Source organism: Dyella flagellata (genome assembly GCF_030160275.1).
GTDB lineage: Bacteria > Pseudomonadota > Gammaproteobacteria > Xanthomonadales > Rhodanobacteraceae > Dyella_B > Dyella_B flagellata.
The window spans coordinates 75889-90028 of the sequence record NZ_BSOA01000003.1 but is presented as its reverse complement, the minus strand read 5'-3'; the positions used below and the strand labels follow the sequence as shown (position 1 = coordinate 90028).

Below are 14140 nucleotides of genomic sequence, written 5' to 3'. Positions count from 1 at the left end.
CCTTATGCCTCGTCTGCGTGTCACTGCTACTTTGAGTCTGCTTGCGCTGGTGATCGGCGCGGCGGGCACCCAGTGGCTGAGCGAGCAGACGGCGGGTAGCGCCACGCCGCCGGAAACCGGGCCGCGCATCGCCAACATCCATCTGCTACACCGCGGTCACCAGCACTCCAGGGCTGCGATGGTGGTCGCCCGTCCTCGTTACATCCCGGCACGAGGCGAAGTTGCCGCAACACCAGCCGTTCCCGCCAACTTCCCCATTACGTTGCAGCCGATTGCGACGCCCATGTCGTCGCTGCCCAGCGAGCGGATGGAAGATCATGCGGTGAGCAATGTGTTGCTGCATCTGACGGTCGACGGGCAGGGGCAGGTCACGGCCGCCACGGTCGCGCAATCCAGCGGCGACGCGATCCTGGATACGAATGCGATGGACATCGCGCGGCACTGGCGCTTTGCGGTGCCGACGGATCACCCGCAAGGCGTGAGCGGCGATTTGCCGATGCGCTTCAGCGGTGAAACGGGGCAGTTGGCGCCGAGATGACAAGCTATTACGACGAGGCCAAGACGGCTTCGTGGGCAACCCCTCAAGACATCAAAAGCAAATATGCCAGCGCCAGCTTCGTCGGAAAAAGCCGCGTGGTGTTCAGTATCAAGGGCAATGATTACCGCTTAATCGTGGCCGTGGCTTATCGATTTCAGGCTGCCTATATCAAGTTCATTGGTACTCATGCTGAATACGACAAGGTCGATGCTGCAACCGTGGAGGACGTATGAACATTCATCCCATCCGCACTCAACAGGATTACGAGCAAGCCCTACGTGAGGCCTCCGCTTACTTTGACAACGAACCTGATCCTGACACCCCGGACGGAGACTGTTTCGAAATCCTGACCACGCTGATCGCGGCCTACGAATCCAAGCATTTCCCCATTGGCTTGCCCGATCCCGTTGAAGCGATCAAGTTCCGCATGGAACAAGGTGGCCTGACGATCAAGGATCTTGTGCCTTCCATCGGCCAGGCAAACCGGGTTTATGAAGTCTTGAACCGCAAACGCGGTCTTACGATCGAGATGATTCGCAAATTGCACCGTAATCTTGGCATCCCTGCTGAGAGTCTGATCGGCTAATTGATGTCTCAAGTCTTGAAGGTAGATTTAGCCGCGTAGGCTGGGATGGAATCCCAGCATCACGAATTCGCATGAAAAGCTGGGATTGGCATCCCAGCCTACAGTCAATGCGGACGCTGCTCGGCGAACGAATACACCTGGTCCGCCCATTGCGTCGCAGCGTAATACGCACCGGCCATCTTGCGGATGTTCTGTGGCTGCATGTGCGCGCCCTTGAGGTCGCCGGCTTCCCAGGCATATACCTGTTCAAGCAGCGGCGCAAAGGGACCGCGTCCTTCCACCAGCGCTTCGCGGATTTCCGGCGCCAGCGGCAGGTGGCTCAATACGAATTCCATTGGTGCGCACAACAGCGTGTCGAGCAAGGACAACAGTCCCGCCATGAAGGCCATTTCCTGCAGGCCGGCGGGCATGCCCTGGGCCAGCTTTTCGCACATGTGCGCGCGAATCAGCGCAGTGCGCAGCAGCTCCGGCGGGCGATCGTCGGTGCTGGCCAATGACATGGTGTAGATCCAGTTGCGCAGGCGCGCCACGCCGAAGAAGATCGCTGCCTGCTGGATCGACTTCAATTGCCGGGGCAGCGCGAAGTAGGCGGAGTTCACGCAGCCCAGCAGCTTGTAGCTGAGCACGGCGTCGTCGCGAATGATTTCACCCAGTTCCACTGGGCCGGCATTGTTGTCCTGCAAGGCGCTCATCAGGCGCAACATGCTCAGGCGGCTGGGTGTCAGCACCGGTACTTCGATCTGCTGCGGCACCAGCAGGTGGCGACCCTGGATCGCCTGGAACGGTAGCGTCTTGCAGCGAGCGTAGGTCGCATGGTCGTCGACGTTGCCGGCGATCACGCCGATGCCGCGTTCGAACAGTTGCTTGCAGCGACGGGCCAGCGTATCGGCGTCAAGCGCCTTGGCATCGAGGCGCACGTAGCTAACTAGCCGCAGCAGTGGCTCCAGCGGGCCGTGCGGTTCGCTGGAGCTGGGGTCGAGATCGCCCAGGTCCAGCAGCAGTGGGCACTTGCGCAAGGCGAGCTGTTGCGCGCGATGCAGTACGGCCGCATCGCGCACATGGATCGGATGCAAGATCACACCCAGACGCGGCGTATGCGCCAGGATGTCGGTTTCTTCGAGCAGCAATTTGCGCGGCAGGCGCATGAAGGCGCGATTGCCCCGGACCAGGCGGGTGATCGCGCCATCGGTGATGCCCGAAAGCACGCCGCCCACCAGGGTGGTGTCGGCATCGGTGCCGGCGCCCTGGCGGTAGAAGACGAGTTCGTAGGCGAACAGCTCTTCCTCCAGGTCGAGTATCGGGCTGCGCACGACCGGCAGCAGCATGTCGCTGACCATGCTGCTGTCGTTGTTCGAGGGCCTGGTCGCCGGTTCAGCTGTACTCGTCATCATGGCAGGGGTACCAAACTTGTGGGTGAAGCGAGTGCTACGAGCCGGTTGCCTGGAGGCAGGGCGCCCGGAGAAAAAACTTCTACACCTGCGCGAGTTGCACGGAGCGGTGCGTCTCCCGCAGCGATCCGTTCTGTCCGTAAGTACCGGCTTGCGTATCGTCGCCGGTAAGCACGGCGAGTGCACGCCGCACCTGTGCCAGGCGCTGGCCCACCAGCGCGCCGTTGAGTTGATTCTGGTCGCGGCAAACCGCCAGCGACTTCAGCAGCTCCTGCCATTGCACTTCCACCTGCTGCGCGGCCTCGGTCGAGGTATTGCAAAGGTGCAGGCGTTCGACGTCGAGCTGTTCGAGCCGGCGCATCAGCATCTGCTTGGCTTCGCCGGCGCGATTGAGCGCTTTGGCGTCGGCGAGATTGAGCGCTTCGCGTTCTTCGTTCAGAACGGCAATGAGTTGCGAGGTGGTCGCGCTCATTTCGTCCAGAACGGCGCGCAGCGCGGCACCGAGTTCAGCCTGCAGGTTCGGGCTCATGGCATGGCTTCTTACTTCGTGCCGCCGATCTGGCCGTCCAGCGCGACGAGCTTGCTGGCGATGGCGTGCGGGTCGACTTTGTACGTGCCGGCGGCCAAGGCTTGCTTGATCTGCTCCACGCGCTGGGTATCGACCGGCGCATTGGCGCTGCTGGCCTCATGCAGGGCGCGCGCCGAATCGGTCAGCTTCACGCTGTCGTCGGCCGGCGTGGCCGAGGAACTGGCGGAGGGCGTGGCCGTTGTGGTCTGGGCGGAGCTGTTTTCGGCCGTGGTCGTCGCGAGCGGGAGCTGCGGTAAGCCGTTGGACGAGATCGTAGTGTTCATGGTTCCTGGCGTTCTCTCGATATGCCTTACCGGGGGTATCGGCGCCCTCCCGGAAAACTTTAAGGACCCTCGCCGATCCCTTGGAGTATGTCGGTTCGACCAACTTTAGGGGAGGGCCTGTACCTGGCCTTCCCCGATCACTACGCCATTGATGATCCGGCCGGAATCGTCATTGCGGACCCTCAGGCGGGCGCCGGTGTCCCCGCCGTCCAGGGCCATGCCCCGGGTTCGCACCTGAATGCCATCCAGCTGGGCGACCAGCTCGATCTCCTCGCCGGAATGCACCGTCTGCCGGCCGTTGAAGTCGCCCGGCTCCAGCACCACGCCGGCAATCAGCGGGCGGTCCAGCGAATGGCCCAGGATCTGGTCGAGGCTTTCGATGTAGCCATAGCCCAGCCGCGCCACGTCGCGTTCTTCGCCATGCACGTCGCCGGGGCCGGGCATGTCGCCGCGCGCCAGTGGGTGGTTGGTGACCAGCACTTGCCGGAACACCTGCATCTGCACCGGGACGCGGATGGTCCAGCCCGGCACGGTGGGGCAGCTCACCGCCACGGCCACGCGCGAGGGGGTGCCCTGACGCGCCGGAAGGCGTGTTTGCAGCGCCTGCGGACAGGCAGCCAGATGCAGGCGTGGATTGAGCGGTATGGGCACGATAACGACGCGGCTACCCGCCGTGCCATATTGCGTGCGGACGGCTTGTTCGGCGGCGGCGCGCAGATCGGCGGCCGTGGTATCGGCGTGGGCAATGGGGGCAAACGCCAACAACATTGCCGCGAATGCGACTCGCGTAGGCTGGGATGCCAATCCCAGCTTTTTTTGCGCCCAGCCGACGCTGGGATTGTCATCCCAGCCTACGCGCTTGAATTGGGCGCGCGAGAACCTCATGCCCCATCGCCCGCCAGGATCGTCGCCAGCTGGTTGTTGATCATTTCACGCTCGCTCTCCAGCTTGTCGGACATCTGCGCGGCCAGCTCCAATTTCCCGTTACCGAGCAATTCCATGAAGACCTCGCCATGCTCGCGCAAGCGCGCGGCCGATTCGTGCAGGCTGGCACTGCAAGCCTGGTCGCCACGCCGCGTGGTCAACCGGTCGAGGCTGCGCTTCAATACCTCGGTGTCGAACCAGCGCCGGTCGAGCGAGGTTGGTTCCTGCAACGCCAGCTCCATACTTTGGCGCAGACCGACCACCGATTCGCGCACGGTCAGGCTGAGGCTGGCGACGTCGTTGCCGCTTTCCCCTTCCAGCCAGCTCAGGGACAGACGGTGGGCCAGCCCCGCGGCCCGGCCCAGTGCCTCGCCGTGACGACGTGTCTCGTACGCGCGGCGTAGCAAGGCGCCCAGCGTGGCCTTCAACGTGGTGGCGCGTACCTGCGCGGCATCCTGGCTGTCGCGCAGCGAACGCAGGCGCCCGCTCGCGTCCTGTAGTGTTTCGCTGCCTTGCTGCAAGCTGCGCTCGGTAGCGGTGACACCGGTCTGCGCGCGTTCCAGGCGTTGCAGGCTCTGCTGCACGTTGCCGTTCATCTGCAGCGAGAACTCGCCGATCGAGCTGGTGACGGTTTCGATTTCCGCCGTGGCCTGGGCCGTCTTTTCCGCCAGCTGTTTCACTTCGTCGGCGACCACGGCAAAGCCGCGGCCGGCGTCGCCCGCGCGCGCCGCTTCGATCGCGGCGTTCAAGGCGACCAGGTTGGTCTGGTGGGCGATGTCCTGCACGCTGGTGGTGAGCGCGCGGATCTGCGCCACTTGCGCGGTCAGCAGGCTCTGGCTCTGGTTCATGGCCGACAGCGCGCTGCGCAGGAGGCGCAACTGGCCGTTGAGTTCGCTGACATTCGTCGCGCTTTGCTCGCCGGCGCCGGCTGCCTGCTCGATGCTGCCCTGGGCCTGCAGCAGGGTGGCGGACATGCCGGCGCTGCCATCCGTCAACTGTCCGACGCTGTCGCGGCTTTCGCCGATCGAATGCTCCAGCGCGGACTGCGCGCGGTGCAAGGTCTGTGAATGGGTCAATACCAGGCTCTGTTGTTCAAGCGACTGCAAGGCCACCGCCGCCGGCGCGCGTGGCGCCAGGCGCGCGAACATCGGCGCGAGCAAGCCGGCCGCCTTGGGGTATTTGCTGCCCAGCCGCGCGACTTCCGCCTCGTTTCCGGCGAGTGCGGCTTGGATCAGGGCGGCCAGGTGCTGGCTGCGGATCAGACTCATAGAAAAAAGCGTTCCCTTGATGGTTGCCTTGAGATCGGCGGCGGCGTGCGAAAGTTGAGGAAGCAAAGCGTGTGCCATGGTTTTTGACGTCGGCGCGCGCCTCAAGTCGGCCGCTGCTTCGCCGATACATGCATGTCCCACTACGCCATCCAGGAACCGCATGAGTACCGCCACACTGCTGGACAGCGTGGAAAGCCACACCCGGCTGGCCGGCCACAATCGCGTGGCGATGCTGTTGTTTCGCCTGGGTGACCGGCAACTGTTCGGCATCAACGTCTTCAAGGTGCGCGAGGTATTGCGCAAGCCGGCGATGGAAAAATTGCCGGGTATGCACGCCTGGCTGGCCGGTAGCTTCGACTACCGCGGCAAGACCATACCGGTGATCGACTTAGGTATAGCAATGGGCTATCCGCCGCTGTCGGACCTGGCTACAGCGCACGTGGTAGTCACCGAGTTCAGCCGCTCCATGCAGGGCTTCCTGGTGGCGGATTTCCAGCGCATCGTGCATTGCACCGGCGAATCGCTGGAAGCGCCAGCGGCGACGCTGGGCTTCGGCAACCGCGTCAACGCGGTGAGCCGCATCGACGGCCAGCTGATGGCGGTGGTCGACGTGGAGCACGTACTGGCCAGTATCGAGGACACGGTGGCGGATGTTTCGCCGCATCTGCAGCAACAGGCCGGCCAGCGAAACTTGCGCCTGCGCCGCATCTTGGTGGTGGACGATTCGGTCGTCGCACGCGGGCGGCTGATCAATCTGTTCAAACAGGTGCACATCGACTGCGTGATGGCCCAGGACGGGCAGGAAGCGCTGGAATGGCTTACCAACATGGCGCAAGGCGACGGCGAAGGCGTAGCGTTGGTGGTTTCCGATATCGAAATGCCGCGCCTGGACGGTTATGCCTTGACGCGCGCGATTCGCGAAACCCCCGCGCTGCGCTCGCTCAAGGTGGTGCTGCATAGCTCGCTCAGCGGCATCTTCAATGAGGCATTGGTACGCGAAGTCGGCGCCGACCGCTTCATCGCGAAATTCCAGCCTGATCTATTGGCGATGACGGTACTGGAGTTGATGGACCCGTCAACAAATTGACAGTGGATTCGCCGCAACGGTGATGTCGGGAATCCGTCCCGGCGCGCCGGCATAACGTCACCGCGCCTCGCAAGCAGGCGCGGTTTGCAGCCGCAAATGGCTTCGCCATGCGGTTTCCACGGCATGCGCAAAGCGTGGCATGCAACTTGCTCAAACCCCTCGCAGGCGGCTCTTGCCGCGGGGACTGAAGGTCATGAGCAATCTTCTCGACAACGTATTCGGTTTGAGCGGCCAGGCCCTGGATGTATGGCAGCACCGCTCCGAAGTGATTGCGTCGAACATCGCCAATGCCGACACGCCCAATTACCAGGCGCGCGACGTCGACTTTCGCCAGGTGTTGCAGCAAGCGAGCGGTGAGCCTTCGCAAGCGCTGGAATTGAGCGCGCCTACACCGGGCCAGGTCACGCTCACGAGCCAATCCGCCGATGCCTTGAAATACCGCGTGCCGCTGCAGCCGAGCATGGACGGCAATACCGTCGATGCGCAGGTGGAGCAGTCCGCGTTCGCCAGCAACATGGTGCATTACCAGGCCAGCCTCAGTTTCATCAACAGCACGATCCAGCAGCTGCGCCTGGCTATCAATGGTGGAGGACAAAGCTGATGTCCCTGATGAAGATTTTTGACACCGCCGGTTCGGGCATGGCCGCCGAATCGTTGCGGCTCAACACCGTCGCCAGCAATCTGGCCAACGCCAACAGCGTAAGCAGCAGTCCCGATACCGCTTACAAAGCGAAGGAATTGTTGTTTGCGCCGTTGCTTGAGACGCAAGCTGGCGCGAGCGCAACGACCAACGCCGCCAACGTGGGCGTGCACATGGAGGGCGTCACCGAGAGTCAGCAGCCGGTGGAATCGCATTACGAGCCGGGCAATCCGATGGCTGATGCGAGCGGCTACGTCTACGGCAGCAACGTCAATCCGGTCGACGAGCTGGTGAACATGATTTCCGCGTCGCGTTCCTACCAGAACAATGTGGAAGTGATGAACACCACCAAGCAGTTGATGATCAAGACCATCAACCTGGGCAGCTGAGCATGAATGCGATTGGCACCACGAGTTATTCAGCGACAGGCCTGAGCCTGACCGGCAGCACGGTGACCAGCACGCCGACCGGTTCGACCATGACGCAGTCGGATTTCCTGCAGCTGCTCACCACGCAGCTCAAGAGCCAGGATCCGACGCAGCCGATGGACAACTCGCAGATGGCCGCCGAGCTGGCGCAGTTCGCCCAGCTGGGCACGCTGCAGAACATCCAGAGCGGCCTTACCGGCTTGAGCAGCAATCTCAGCAGCGACCTGCAAACCTCGCAGGTGCTCAGCTCCGCCAGCCTGGTAGGCCGCCAGGTGTTGGTGCCTTCCAACACGCTCGCCTATACCGGCAGTGCGGTGAATGGCGGAGTGAACGTAAGCACCGCAAGCGACGTGGTCGTCACCATCAAGGACAACAGTGGCAACGTGGTCAACACCATCGACCTGGGGCCACAACAGGCCGGCCTTGCGCAGTTCTCGTGGAACGGCAAAGACAGCAACGGCAATGCCGTCGCCAGCGGTACTTACAGCATCTCGGCCAGCAACGGCAGCACTAGCACGCTTTCCACCTATGCCGCCGGCCAAGTGACCGGCGTCGGTTACGGCGGCAGCGGCACCGGCACGTATTTGCAGGTAGCGGGCATCGGCGGCGTACCGCTGGGCCAGGTAGCACAGATCAACTGACGCGCAGGCTTTTCGCAGGCATCGTCATCATCCAGGGGGTACAAAGAACATGGCTCTCAATCAGGCGCTCAGTGGCATCAATGCGGCCCAGTCGCAGTTGAACGTCATCTCGAACAACATCGCCAACGCGGGCACGGTCGGCTTCAAAGGTTCCACGGCGCAATTCGCCGAAGTGTATGCCGTGACCGGCCTCAATCTCAGCTCGGTGGCGGTGGGCAGCGGTGCGGAACTCACCGACGTCGCCCAGCAGTTTTCGCAAGGCGACCTGGAAACCACCAACGGCAGCCTCGACATGGCGCTGAGCGGCAATGGTTTCTTCGTCGTCAACAACGGCACCGGCAACCAGTACACCCGCGATGGCGCGTTTCACGAAAACGCCAACGGCTATGTGGTGACCGCCGACGGTTCCAATGTGCAGGTCTACCCGCCGAATGCGGCGGGCGGCTTCAACACCAGCACACTCACCAACCTGCAGCTCAATACGGCGCAGAGCGCGGCAACGCCGACCAGCACCATCACCGTGAGCTCGAATCTCCCGGCCGGCGCTGCGGTACCTGCTAATTCGCCGTTCAATCCAGCCGATTCCACCACCTACAACAATGCGTCGACCCTGACGGTGTATGACTCGCAAGGCGGTTCCCACTCGGCCACGATCTATTACGTCAAGAGCGCCAATAACAGCTGGAACGCGCACCTGTACATCGACGGCAATAGCGCAGGTACGGCGGCGATGAACTTCAGCACCGCCGGTGCGCTGCTCACGCCAGCCAACGGCAGTCTCAGCTTTACGCCGGTGCAGCCGACCAATGGCGCCACCTTTCCCGCCACCATGACGTTGAACGTGACCAACACCACGCAGTTCGGCACCGCCTACTCGCCCGGCACCATCAACCAGAACGGCTACCAGGCCGGCGTGCTGGACAACGTCACGATCGGCACCGATGGGGTAGTCACGGCGATCTATTCCAACAACCAGACCAGCCAGCTGGGCCAGATCGCGGTGGCCAACTTCGCCAACCTGCAGGGCCTGCAGCAAATCGCCAACAACCGCTGGGTGGCAACGCAGTCATCGGGCACACCGGTGCTGGGTACGGCCAGCGTTGGCCAGTTCGGCAACATCGAGCAAGGCCAGCTGGAAACCTCCAACACCTCCGACACCACCGCGCAGCTGGTCAACATGATCCAGGCACAGCAGGACTACCAGGCCAATTCGCAGATGCTGGGCACGGTCAATTCGCTGTCGCAGTCGCTGTTCCAGGCAGTCTCGCGCGGTTAATCGGGTCATAGCGTATGGACCATCTCGTCTACATAGCGATGACCGGCGCCACGCAGACCATGCGTGCGCAGGATGCGGTAAGCCACAACCTGGCCAACGCATCCACGGTGGGCTTCAAGAGCGAGCTGAGCGCGTTTCAAAGCGTGCCGGTGCTCGGACCTGGCGCCAACACGCGCATCAATGCGGTGGCGCAAGGCGAGGGACAGGACCAGACGCAAGGCTCGATCCAGCACACCGGCCGTACGCTCGACGTCGCAGTGAACGGTCCGGGCTGGATCGCGGTACAAGCGCCGGATGGCACAGAAGCCTACACGCGTGCGGGTGATCTGCAGCTCGGCGCCGACGGCAGCCTCAGCGACGCGCGCGGCAATCCGGTGATGGGCACGGCAGGTCCCGTCACCGTACCCGATAGCGCGCAGATCGCCATCGGCAAGGACGGCACCATTTCCACCGTGCCGAAAGGGCAGGGGCCCGGCACCATTGCCGCCGTCGGGCAGATCAAGCTGGTCAATCCCGATCCCACGCAAATGATCGAAGGCGCCGACGGCCTGATGCATATGAAGGACGGCAGCACCGCCGATGCCGACAGCACGGTGACGCTGACTTCGGGCGCGTTGGAAGCGAGCAACGTCAATCCCTCTTCGGAGCTGGTGAAGATGATCTCGCTGTCGCGCCAGTACGAAATGCAGGTGCGTTCGCTCAAGACTGCCGAAGACGACGCCGACGCCAGCACCAAGTTGCTGCAGAACAGTTAACGCATACCACGGAGTAGCCCATGTTCTCTTCCCTCTGGATCGCCAAGACCGGCCTGGATGCGCAACAGACGCAGATGGACGTGATCTCCAACAACCTGGCCAACGCCAGCACCACCGGCTTCAAGACCTCGCGCGCCTCGTTCCAGGACCTGATGTACCAGAACGAAGGCCAGCCCGGCAGCCAGACCACCGAGCAAACGCAAGCGCCCACCGGCCTGTTGCTCGGTACCGGCGTGAAAGTCGTCGGCACCGAAAAGCTGTTCACGCAAGGCGCAATCACGCAGACCGGCAACTCGCTGGACGTTGCAATCCAGGGCGACGGCTTCATCCAGGTGAGCCTGCCCGATGGCACGGTCGCTTATACGCGCGACGGCTCGCTGCATGAGGATTCCACCGGCCAGATCGTGACCGGCGACGGATATCCGCTGGTGCCCTCGATCACTCTGCCGGCCAACGTCAATAGCGTCACCATCGGCACGGACGGCACGGTCAGTGCCACCAGCAATGGTTCGACCAAGCCGACGCAAGTGGGCGTGATCCAGCTGGCGAACTTCGTCAATCCCGCCGGCCTGCAGCCGATGGGACAGAACCTCTATCTGGAAACCCAGTCCAGCGGCACGGCGCAGACCGGGCAGCCCGGCCTCAACGGCATGGGCACGCTCGCGCAAGGCTCGCTGGAATCCTCCAACACCAACGTGGTGGCGGAGATGGTGAACATGATCGAGGCCCAACGTACCTACGAAATGAACTCCAAGTCGATCAGTGCCGTGGACGACATGTTGCAGTTCGTGATCAGCAAGACTTGATGGTGACTTATGTCGATCCTTTTTCGCATCGCCTCTGTTTCGTTGCTCGCCGCCGCACTGGCCGGTTGTGGCGCCATCCAGGAGCACCAGCGGCGGGAAGACGCGCAATGGGCCGCCACGGCGCCGGTTGATCAGGCTACGCCGCCGACACCAGATGGCTCGATTTATCACGACATGCAGAACATGGAGCTGTTCAACGACGCACGCGCGCATCGCATCGGCGACATCCTGACCATCAACCTGGTCGAGGCGATGCAGGCGAGCAAGAAGTCCGAGACCACGACCAGCAAGAGCGACAAGGTGAATGTCGGCGCGCCGCAGATCCTCGGGCAGTCGCTGCGCATTGCCGGGCAGACGGCCAATTCCTCGCTCAACTCCGCCAACAGCTTCGACGGTGCCGGCAGCAGCACGCAGAGCAACCAGCTGACCGGCCAACTCACCGTGACGGTTGCGCAGCGTCTTTCCAACGGCAACCTGCTGGTGAAAGGCGAGAAATGGCTGACCATCAACCAGGGCCAGGAGCTGATCCGCATTTCCGGCATCGTGCGCGCCCAGGACATCGGGCAGGACAACTCGGTCGACTCCACCCGCGTGGCCGATGCACGCATCACCTATACCGGCCGCGGCACCTTGAACGAAGCCAATACGCAGGGTTGGCTGGCGAAGTTCTTCAATTCCAAGTGGATGCCGTTCTGATGAGCGCACTATGGCGTAAACATGGCTTGATCGCCGGCGCAGTCGCGATGCTTGTCTCGACGCTGGGCTTCGTTCCCACCGCCCACGCCGACAAGATCCGCGATCTGGTCCAGGTCGCCGGTGTGCGCAGCAACCAGTTGGTCGGCTATGGGCTGGTGGTGGGCCTGGACGGCACCGGCGACCAGACCACGCAGGCGCCGTTCACCACGCAGAGCCTGGAAAACATGCTCAAGCAGTTCGGCGTGTCGATTCCATCCACCGGCATCCAGCCGCAGCTCAAAGACGTCGCCGCGGTGACCATCACGGCCGAGCTGCCAGCTTTTGCCAAGCCAGGCCAGGCCATCGATGTCACGGTGGCCTCGATCGGCAACGCCAAGAGTCTGCGCGGCGGCGAGCTGCTGATGTCGCCGCTGCGCGGTGCAGACGGCAACGTCTATGCCATTGCACAAGGCAGTGTCGTTGTCGGTGGCGTAAGCGCATCGGGCCGCAGTGGTTCGAGCGTGCAGATCAACATATCCGCCAGCGGACGCATTCCCAACGGCGCCTCGGTCGAACGCGTGGTGCCCAATTCCTTCAGCAGCGGTGGCGATATCGTGTTGAACCTCAACACGGCCGACTACGCCACCGTCAACCACATCGTCGATGCGATCAATCATCTGTACGGTGCGGGCACGGCGCGTGCGCTAGACGGGGGTTCGGTCGATGTACGCGGCCCGGCCGATCCGAGCCAGAAAGTGGCTTGGCTGGGCGCGATCGAATCGCTTGAGGTCGCCCCCGGCGATGCGCCGGCACGCGTGATCGTCAACTCGCGCACCGGCACGGTGGTGATCGGTTCGGATGTGCGTGTCAGCACGGCTGCCGTGGCGCACGGTTCGATCCAGGTGACCATCAGCGAGCAACCGCAGGTCAGTCAGCCCGGGCCTTTCAGCAATGGGCAGACCGCGGTGGTGCCCAACAGCTCCGTGTCGATCACCCAACAGGGCGCGCACATGTTCAAGTTCGGTCCTGGCGTAAGCCTGGATTCGATCGTGCGTGCAGTCAATCAGGTCGGTGCAACACCCTCGGACCTGATTTCGATCCTTGAGGCGCTCAAGCAAGCCGGCGCCCTGCATGCCGATCTGGTGGTGATCTGATGATCGGTCTTGCCGTGAGCCTCGTAGGCTGGGATGAAATCCCAGCATCGCAAGTCCCAAGCAAGCTGGGATTGTCATCCCAGCCTACACGCGGGTGATGACATGGCCGATATCGGTAACGTCGCAGCGCAAACGCTTAGCACCTGGACCGATCTGTCCGGGTTCGGCGCGCTGCGTCATCAAGCCGATACCGACAGCAATGCCGCGCTGCCGGCCGTGGCCAAGCAGTTCGAGTCGATGTTTACCGAGATGCTGTTGAAGTCGATGCGCGCGGCGAACTTCGGCGATCCCTTGTTCGAAAGCCAGGCCACCGACGCCTGGCAGGACATGTACGACCAACAGCTTTCCTTGAATCTTTCCCAGCACGGCAAAGGCTTGGGCATTGCGGAACTGCTGATTCACCAGCTCGGCGGACACGGCCAGGCGCAAGGCCAAGCCAATCAGGCCGGGGCGGTAGACCCGCACGCCGCTGGCCTGGTCGACAACTGGAAACAACGTCTGTTCGAAGTAGCCGATGCCACGCACTCCGCCGCGCGCAAGGCTATGGCCTGGCTGCCGCAGGATGCGGAGGCCTTCGTGCGTGAACTCGCGCCGCAGGCTAGTATCGTAGCCAAGGAACTGGGCTTATCGGTGCGCACGGTGCTGGCGCAGGCCGCGCTGGAAACCCATTGGGGCCAACATATGCCCACCCACTCCGACGGCAGCAGCAGCTTCAACCTGTTCGGCATCAAGGCCGGCGGCGGCTGGGGCGGCGGGCGCGTGAACGTGCCTACCGTGGAATACGAAGGTGGCATCGCGGTACGCAAGCAAGCGCAATTCCGCTCCTACCAGTCCACCGCCGAATCGCTGGCCGATTACGCCGATCTGATCGGCAAGGATCCCCGCTATGCCGGCGCGCTCGGCCGTGGCGACGACGTGATGGCTTACGCCCGGGCGCTGGTCGAGGGCGGCTATGCCACCGACCCGCAGTACGCGGGCAAGGTGGCGGCCATCGCCAACAGCAGCGCGATGCGGCAGGCCCTGGATGCGCTCAAGAAATCGGTGGGAATGCCGAATTTATGAACGAGAACTTCCATGCCTCCAGCCATGCGCTCCCTCCCCTGCTTGCAGGGGAGGAGGAGA

General features: G+C 63.0%; 18 protein-coding genes. 13 read left to right on the top strand and 5 right to left on the bottom strand.

From position 1 onward, the window contains the following. Positions 1 to 4 precede the first annotated feature (4 nt). From QQJ96_RS01895 to QQJ96_RS01885, 3 genes are read left to right on the top strand one after another with little or no spacing between them, the layout of a single operon-like run. Positions 5 to 538 carry an energy transducer TonB family protein gene (locus tag QQJ96_RS01895; RefSeq protein WP_284330229.1) on the top strand — a complete coding sequence of 178 codons (534 nt, stop codon included), beginning with the start codon at positions 5 to 7 and terminating at the stop codon, positions 536 to 538. Further along, positions 535 to 771: a type II toxin-antitoxin system HigB family toxin gene (locus QQJ96_RS01890; RefSeq protein ID WP_284330228.1), complete on the top strand. Its 237-nt coding sequence runs from the start codon at positions 535 to 537 to the stop codon at positions 769 to 771. Before QQJ96_RS01895 ends, QQJ96_RS01890 begins: the two co-directional genes overlap by 4 nt. Next, on the top strand, positions 768 to 1124 hold the full coding sequence (locus tag QQJ96_RS01885; protein WP_284330227.1) for a helix-turn-helix domain-containing protein: 357 nt from the start codon (positions 768 to 770) through the stop codon (positions 1122 to 1124). The genes QQJ96_RS01890 and QQJ96_RS01885 overlap by 4 nt, the downstream gene beginning before the upstream one ends. 104 nt (positions 1125 to 1228) lie before the next feature. On the opposite strand, the gene QQJ96_RS01880 is transcribed toward QQJ96_RS01885, so the two are convergent. The 5 genes from QQJ96_RS01880 to QQJ96_RS01860 form a co-directional block, all read right to left on the bottom strand. Next, on the bottom strand, positions 1229 to 2515 hold the full coding sequence (locus QQJ96_RS01880; protein WP_284330226.1) for an EAL and HDOD domain-containing protein: 1287 nt from the start codon (positions 2513 to 2515) through the stop codon (positions 1229 to 1231). A 79-nt stretch (positions 2516 to 2594) separates the two neighbouring features. Next, complete coding sequence (locus QQJ96_RS01875; protein WP_284330225.1) at positions 2595 to 3041, bottom strand: flagella synthesis protein FlgN; 447 nt, start codon at positions 3039 to 3041, stop codon at positions 2595 to 2597. An 11-nt stretch (positions 3042 to 3052) separates the two neighbouring features. After that, positions 3053 to 3364, bottom strand: a complete 312-nt coding sequence (flgM, locus tag QQJ96_RS01870) for a flagellar biosynthesis anti-sigma factor FlgM (protein WP_284330224.1) — start codon at positions 3362 to 3364, stop codon at positions 3053 to 3055. Positions 3365 to 3469: 105 nt separating this feature from the next. Continuing rightward, on the bottom strand, positions 3470 to 4249 hold the full coding sequence (flgA, locus tag QQJ96_RS01865) for a flagellar basal body P-ring formation chaperone FlgA (protein ID WP_284330223.1): 780 nt from the start codon (positions 4247 to 4249) through the stop codon (positions 3470 to 3472). After that, positions 4246 to 5556 carry a methyl-accepting chemotaxis protein gene (locus QQJ96_RS01860; RefSeq protein ID WP_284330222.1) on the bottom strand — a complete coding sequence of 437 codons (1311 nt, stop codon included), beginning with the start codon at positions 5554 to 5556 and terminating at the stop codon, positions 4246 to 4248. The genes flgA and QQJ96_RS01860 overlap by 4 nt, the downstream gene beginning before the upstream one ends. 160 nt (positions 5557 to 5716) lie before the next feature. On the opposite strand from QQJ96_RS01860, the gene QQJ96_RS01855 reads away from it, so the two are divergent. The 10 genes from QQJ96_RS01855 (at position 5717) to flgJ (ending at position 14080) form a co-directional block, all read left to right on the top strand. Then, positions 5717 to 6643 carry a chemotaxis protein gene (locus QQJ96_RS01855; RefSeq protein ID WP_284330221.1) on the top strand — a complete coding sequence of 309 codons (927 nt, stop codon included), beginning with the start codon at positions 5717 to 5719 and terminating at the stop codon, positions 6641 to 6643. A 193-nt stretch (positions 6644 to 6836) separates the two neighbouring features. Next, entirely contained in the window at positions 6837 to 7244 is a 408-nt protein-coding gene (gene flgB, locus QQJ96_RS01850) for a flagellar basal body rod protein FlgB (RefSeq protein ID WP_284330219.1), read from the top strand. Next, positions 7244 to 7672 carry a flagellar basal body rod protein FlgC gene (flgC, locus tag QQJ96_RS01845; RefSeq protein ID WP_284330218.1) on the top strand — a complete coding sequence of 143 codons (429 nt, stop codon included), beginning with the start codon at positions 7244 to 7246 and terminating at the stop codon, positions 7670 to 7672. The genes flgB and flgC overlap by 1 nt, the downstream gene beginning before the upstream one ends. 2 nt (positions 7673 to 7674) lie before the next feature. Further along, positions 7675 to 8352, top strand: coding sequence for a flagellar hook assembly protein FlgD (locus tag QQJ96_RS01840; RefSeq protein ID WP_284330217.1), 678 nt, complete (start codon positions 7675 to 7677; stop codon positions 8350 to 8352). A 49-nt stretch (positions 8353 to 8401) separates the two neighbouring features. Next, the gene (flgE, locus tag QQJ96_RS01835; RefSeq protein WP_284330216.1) at positions 8402 to 9628 is read left to right on the top strand and encodes a flagellar hook protein FlgE; all 1227 of its coding nucleotides are present in this window, start codon (positions 8402 to 8404) and stop codon (positions 9626 to 9628) included. A 14-nt stretch (positions 9629 to 9642) separates the two neighbouring features. Continuing rightward, positions 9643 to 10383, top strand: a complete 741-nt coding sequence (gene flgF, locus QQJ96_RS01830; RefSeq protein WP_284330214.1) for a flagellar basal-body rod protein FlgF — start codon at positions 9643 to 9645, stop codon at positions 10381 to 10383. A 20-nt stretch (positions 10384 to 10403) separates the two neighbouring features. Continuing rightward, the gene (flgG, locus tag QQJ96_RS01825) at positions 10404 to 11189 is read left to right on the top strand and encodes a flagellar basal-body rod protein FlgG (protein WP_284330213.1); all 786 of its coding nucleotides are present in this window, start codon (positions 10404 to 10406) and stop codon (positions 11187 to 11189) included. A gap of 9 nt (positions 11190 to 11198) precedes the next feature. After that, positions 11199 to 11885 carry a flagellar basal body L-ring protein FlgH gene (gene flgH / locus QQJ96_RS01820; protein WP_284330211.1) on the top strand — a complete coding sequence of 229 codons (687 nt, stop codon included), beginning with the start codon at positions 11199 to 11201 and terminating at the stop codon, positions 11883 to 11885. Further along, positions 11885 to 13018, top strand: a complete 1134-nt coding sequence (locus tag QQJ96_RS01815) for a flagellar basal body P-ring protein FlgI (RefSeq protein WP_404649378.1) — start codon at positions 11885 to 11887, stop codon at positions 13016 to 13018. The genes flgH and QQJ96_RS01815 overlap by 1 nt, the downstream gene beginning before the upstream one ends. 102 nt (positions 13019 to 13120) lie before the next feature. Next, a complete protein-coding gene (gene flgJ / locus QQJ96_RS01810) occupies positions 13121 to 14080 on the top strand; it encodes a flagellar assembly peptidoglycan hydrolase FlgJ (RefSeq protein WP_284330210.1) in 960 nt (319 codons plus the stop codon). Positions 14081 to 14140: the final 60 nt, after the last annotated feature.

What these genes read in the sequence shown, in the direction of transcription:
- QQJ96_RS01895 (WP_284330229.1), top strand. Translation starts at nt 5, where the DNA reads ATGCCTCGTCTGCGTGTCACTGCTACTTTGAGTCTGCTTGCGCTGGTG.
- QQJ96_RS01890 (WP_284330228.1), top strand. Translation starts at nt 535, where the DNA reads ATGACAAGCTATTACGACGAGGCCAAGACGGCTTCGTGGGCAACCCCT.
- QQJ96_RS01885 (WP_284330227.1), top strand. Translation starts at nt 768, where the DNA reads ATGAACATTCATCCCATCCGCACTCAACAGGATTACGAGCAAGCCCTA.
- QQJ96_RS01880 (WP_284330226.1), bottom strand. Translation starts at nt 2,515, where the DNA reads ATGATGACGAGTACAGCTGAACCGGCGACCAGGCCCTCGAACAACGAC.
- QQJ96_RS01875 (WP_284330225.1), bottom strand. Translation starts at nt 3,041, where the DNA reads ATGAGCCCGAACCTGCAGGCTGAACTCGGTGCCGCGCTGCGCGCCGTT.
- flgM (WP_284330224.1), bottom strand. Translation starts at nt 3,364, where the DNA reads ATGAACACTACGATCTCGTCCAACGGCTTACCGCAGCTCCCGCTCGCG.
- flgA (WP_284330223.1), bottom strand. Translation starts at nt 4,249, where the DNA reads ATGAGGTTCTCGCGCGCCCAATTCAAGCGCGTAGGCTGGGATGACAAT.
- QQJ96_RS01860 (WP_284330222.1), bottom strand. Translation starts at nt 5,556, where the DNA reads ATGAGTCTGATCCGCAGCCAGCACCTGGCCGCCCTGATCCAAGCCGCA.
- QQJ96_RS01855 (WP_284330221.1), top strand. Translation starts at nt 5,717, where the DNA reads ATGAGTACCGCCACACTGCTGGACAGCGTGGAAAGCCACACCCGGCTG.
- flgB (WP_284330219.1), top strand. Translation starts at nt 6,837, where the DNA reads ATGAGCAATCTTCTCGACAACGTATTCGGTTTGAGCGGCCAGGCCCTG.
- flgC (WP_284330218.1), top strand. Translation starts at nt 7,244, where the DNA reads ATGTCCCTGATGAAGATTTTTGACACCGCCGGTTCGGGCATGGCCGCC.
- QQJ96_RS01840 (WP_284330217.1), top strand. Translation starts at nt 7,675, where the DNA reads ATGAATGCGATTGGCACCACGAGTTATTCAGCGACAGGCCTGAGCCTG.
- flgE (WP_284330216.1), top strand. Translation starts at nt 8,402, where the DNA reads ATGGCTCTCAATCAGGCGCTCAGTGGCATCAATGCGGCCCAGTCGCAG.
- flgF (WP_284330214.1), top strand. Translation starts at nt 9,643, where the DNA reads ATGGACCATCTCGTCTACATAGCGATGACCGGCGCCACGCAGACCATG.
- flgG (WP_284330213.1), top strand. Translation starts at nt 10,404, where the DNA reads ATGTTCTCTTCCCTCTGGATCGCCAAGACCGGCCTGGATGCGCAACAG.
- flgH (WP_284330211.1), top strand. Translation starts at nt 11,199, where the DNA reads ATGTCGATCCTTTTTCGCATCGCCTCTGTTTCGTTGCTCGCCGCCGCA.
- QQJ96_RS01815 (WP_404649378.1), top strand. Translation starts at nt 11,885, where the DNA reads ATGAGCGCACTATGGCGTAAACATGGCTTGATCGCCGGCGCAGTCGCG.
- flgJ (WP_284330210.1), top strand. Translation starts at nt 13,121, where the DNA reads ATGGCCGATATCGGTAACGTCGCAGCGCAAACGCTTAGCACCTGGACC.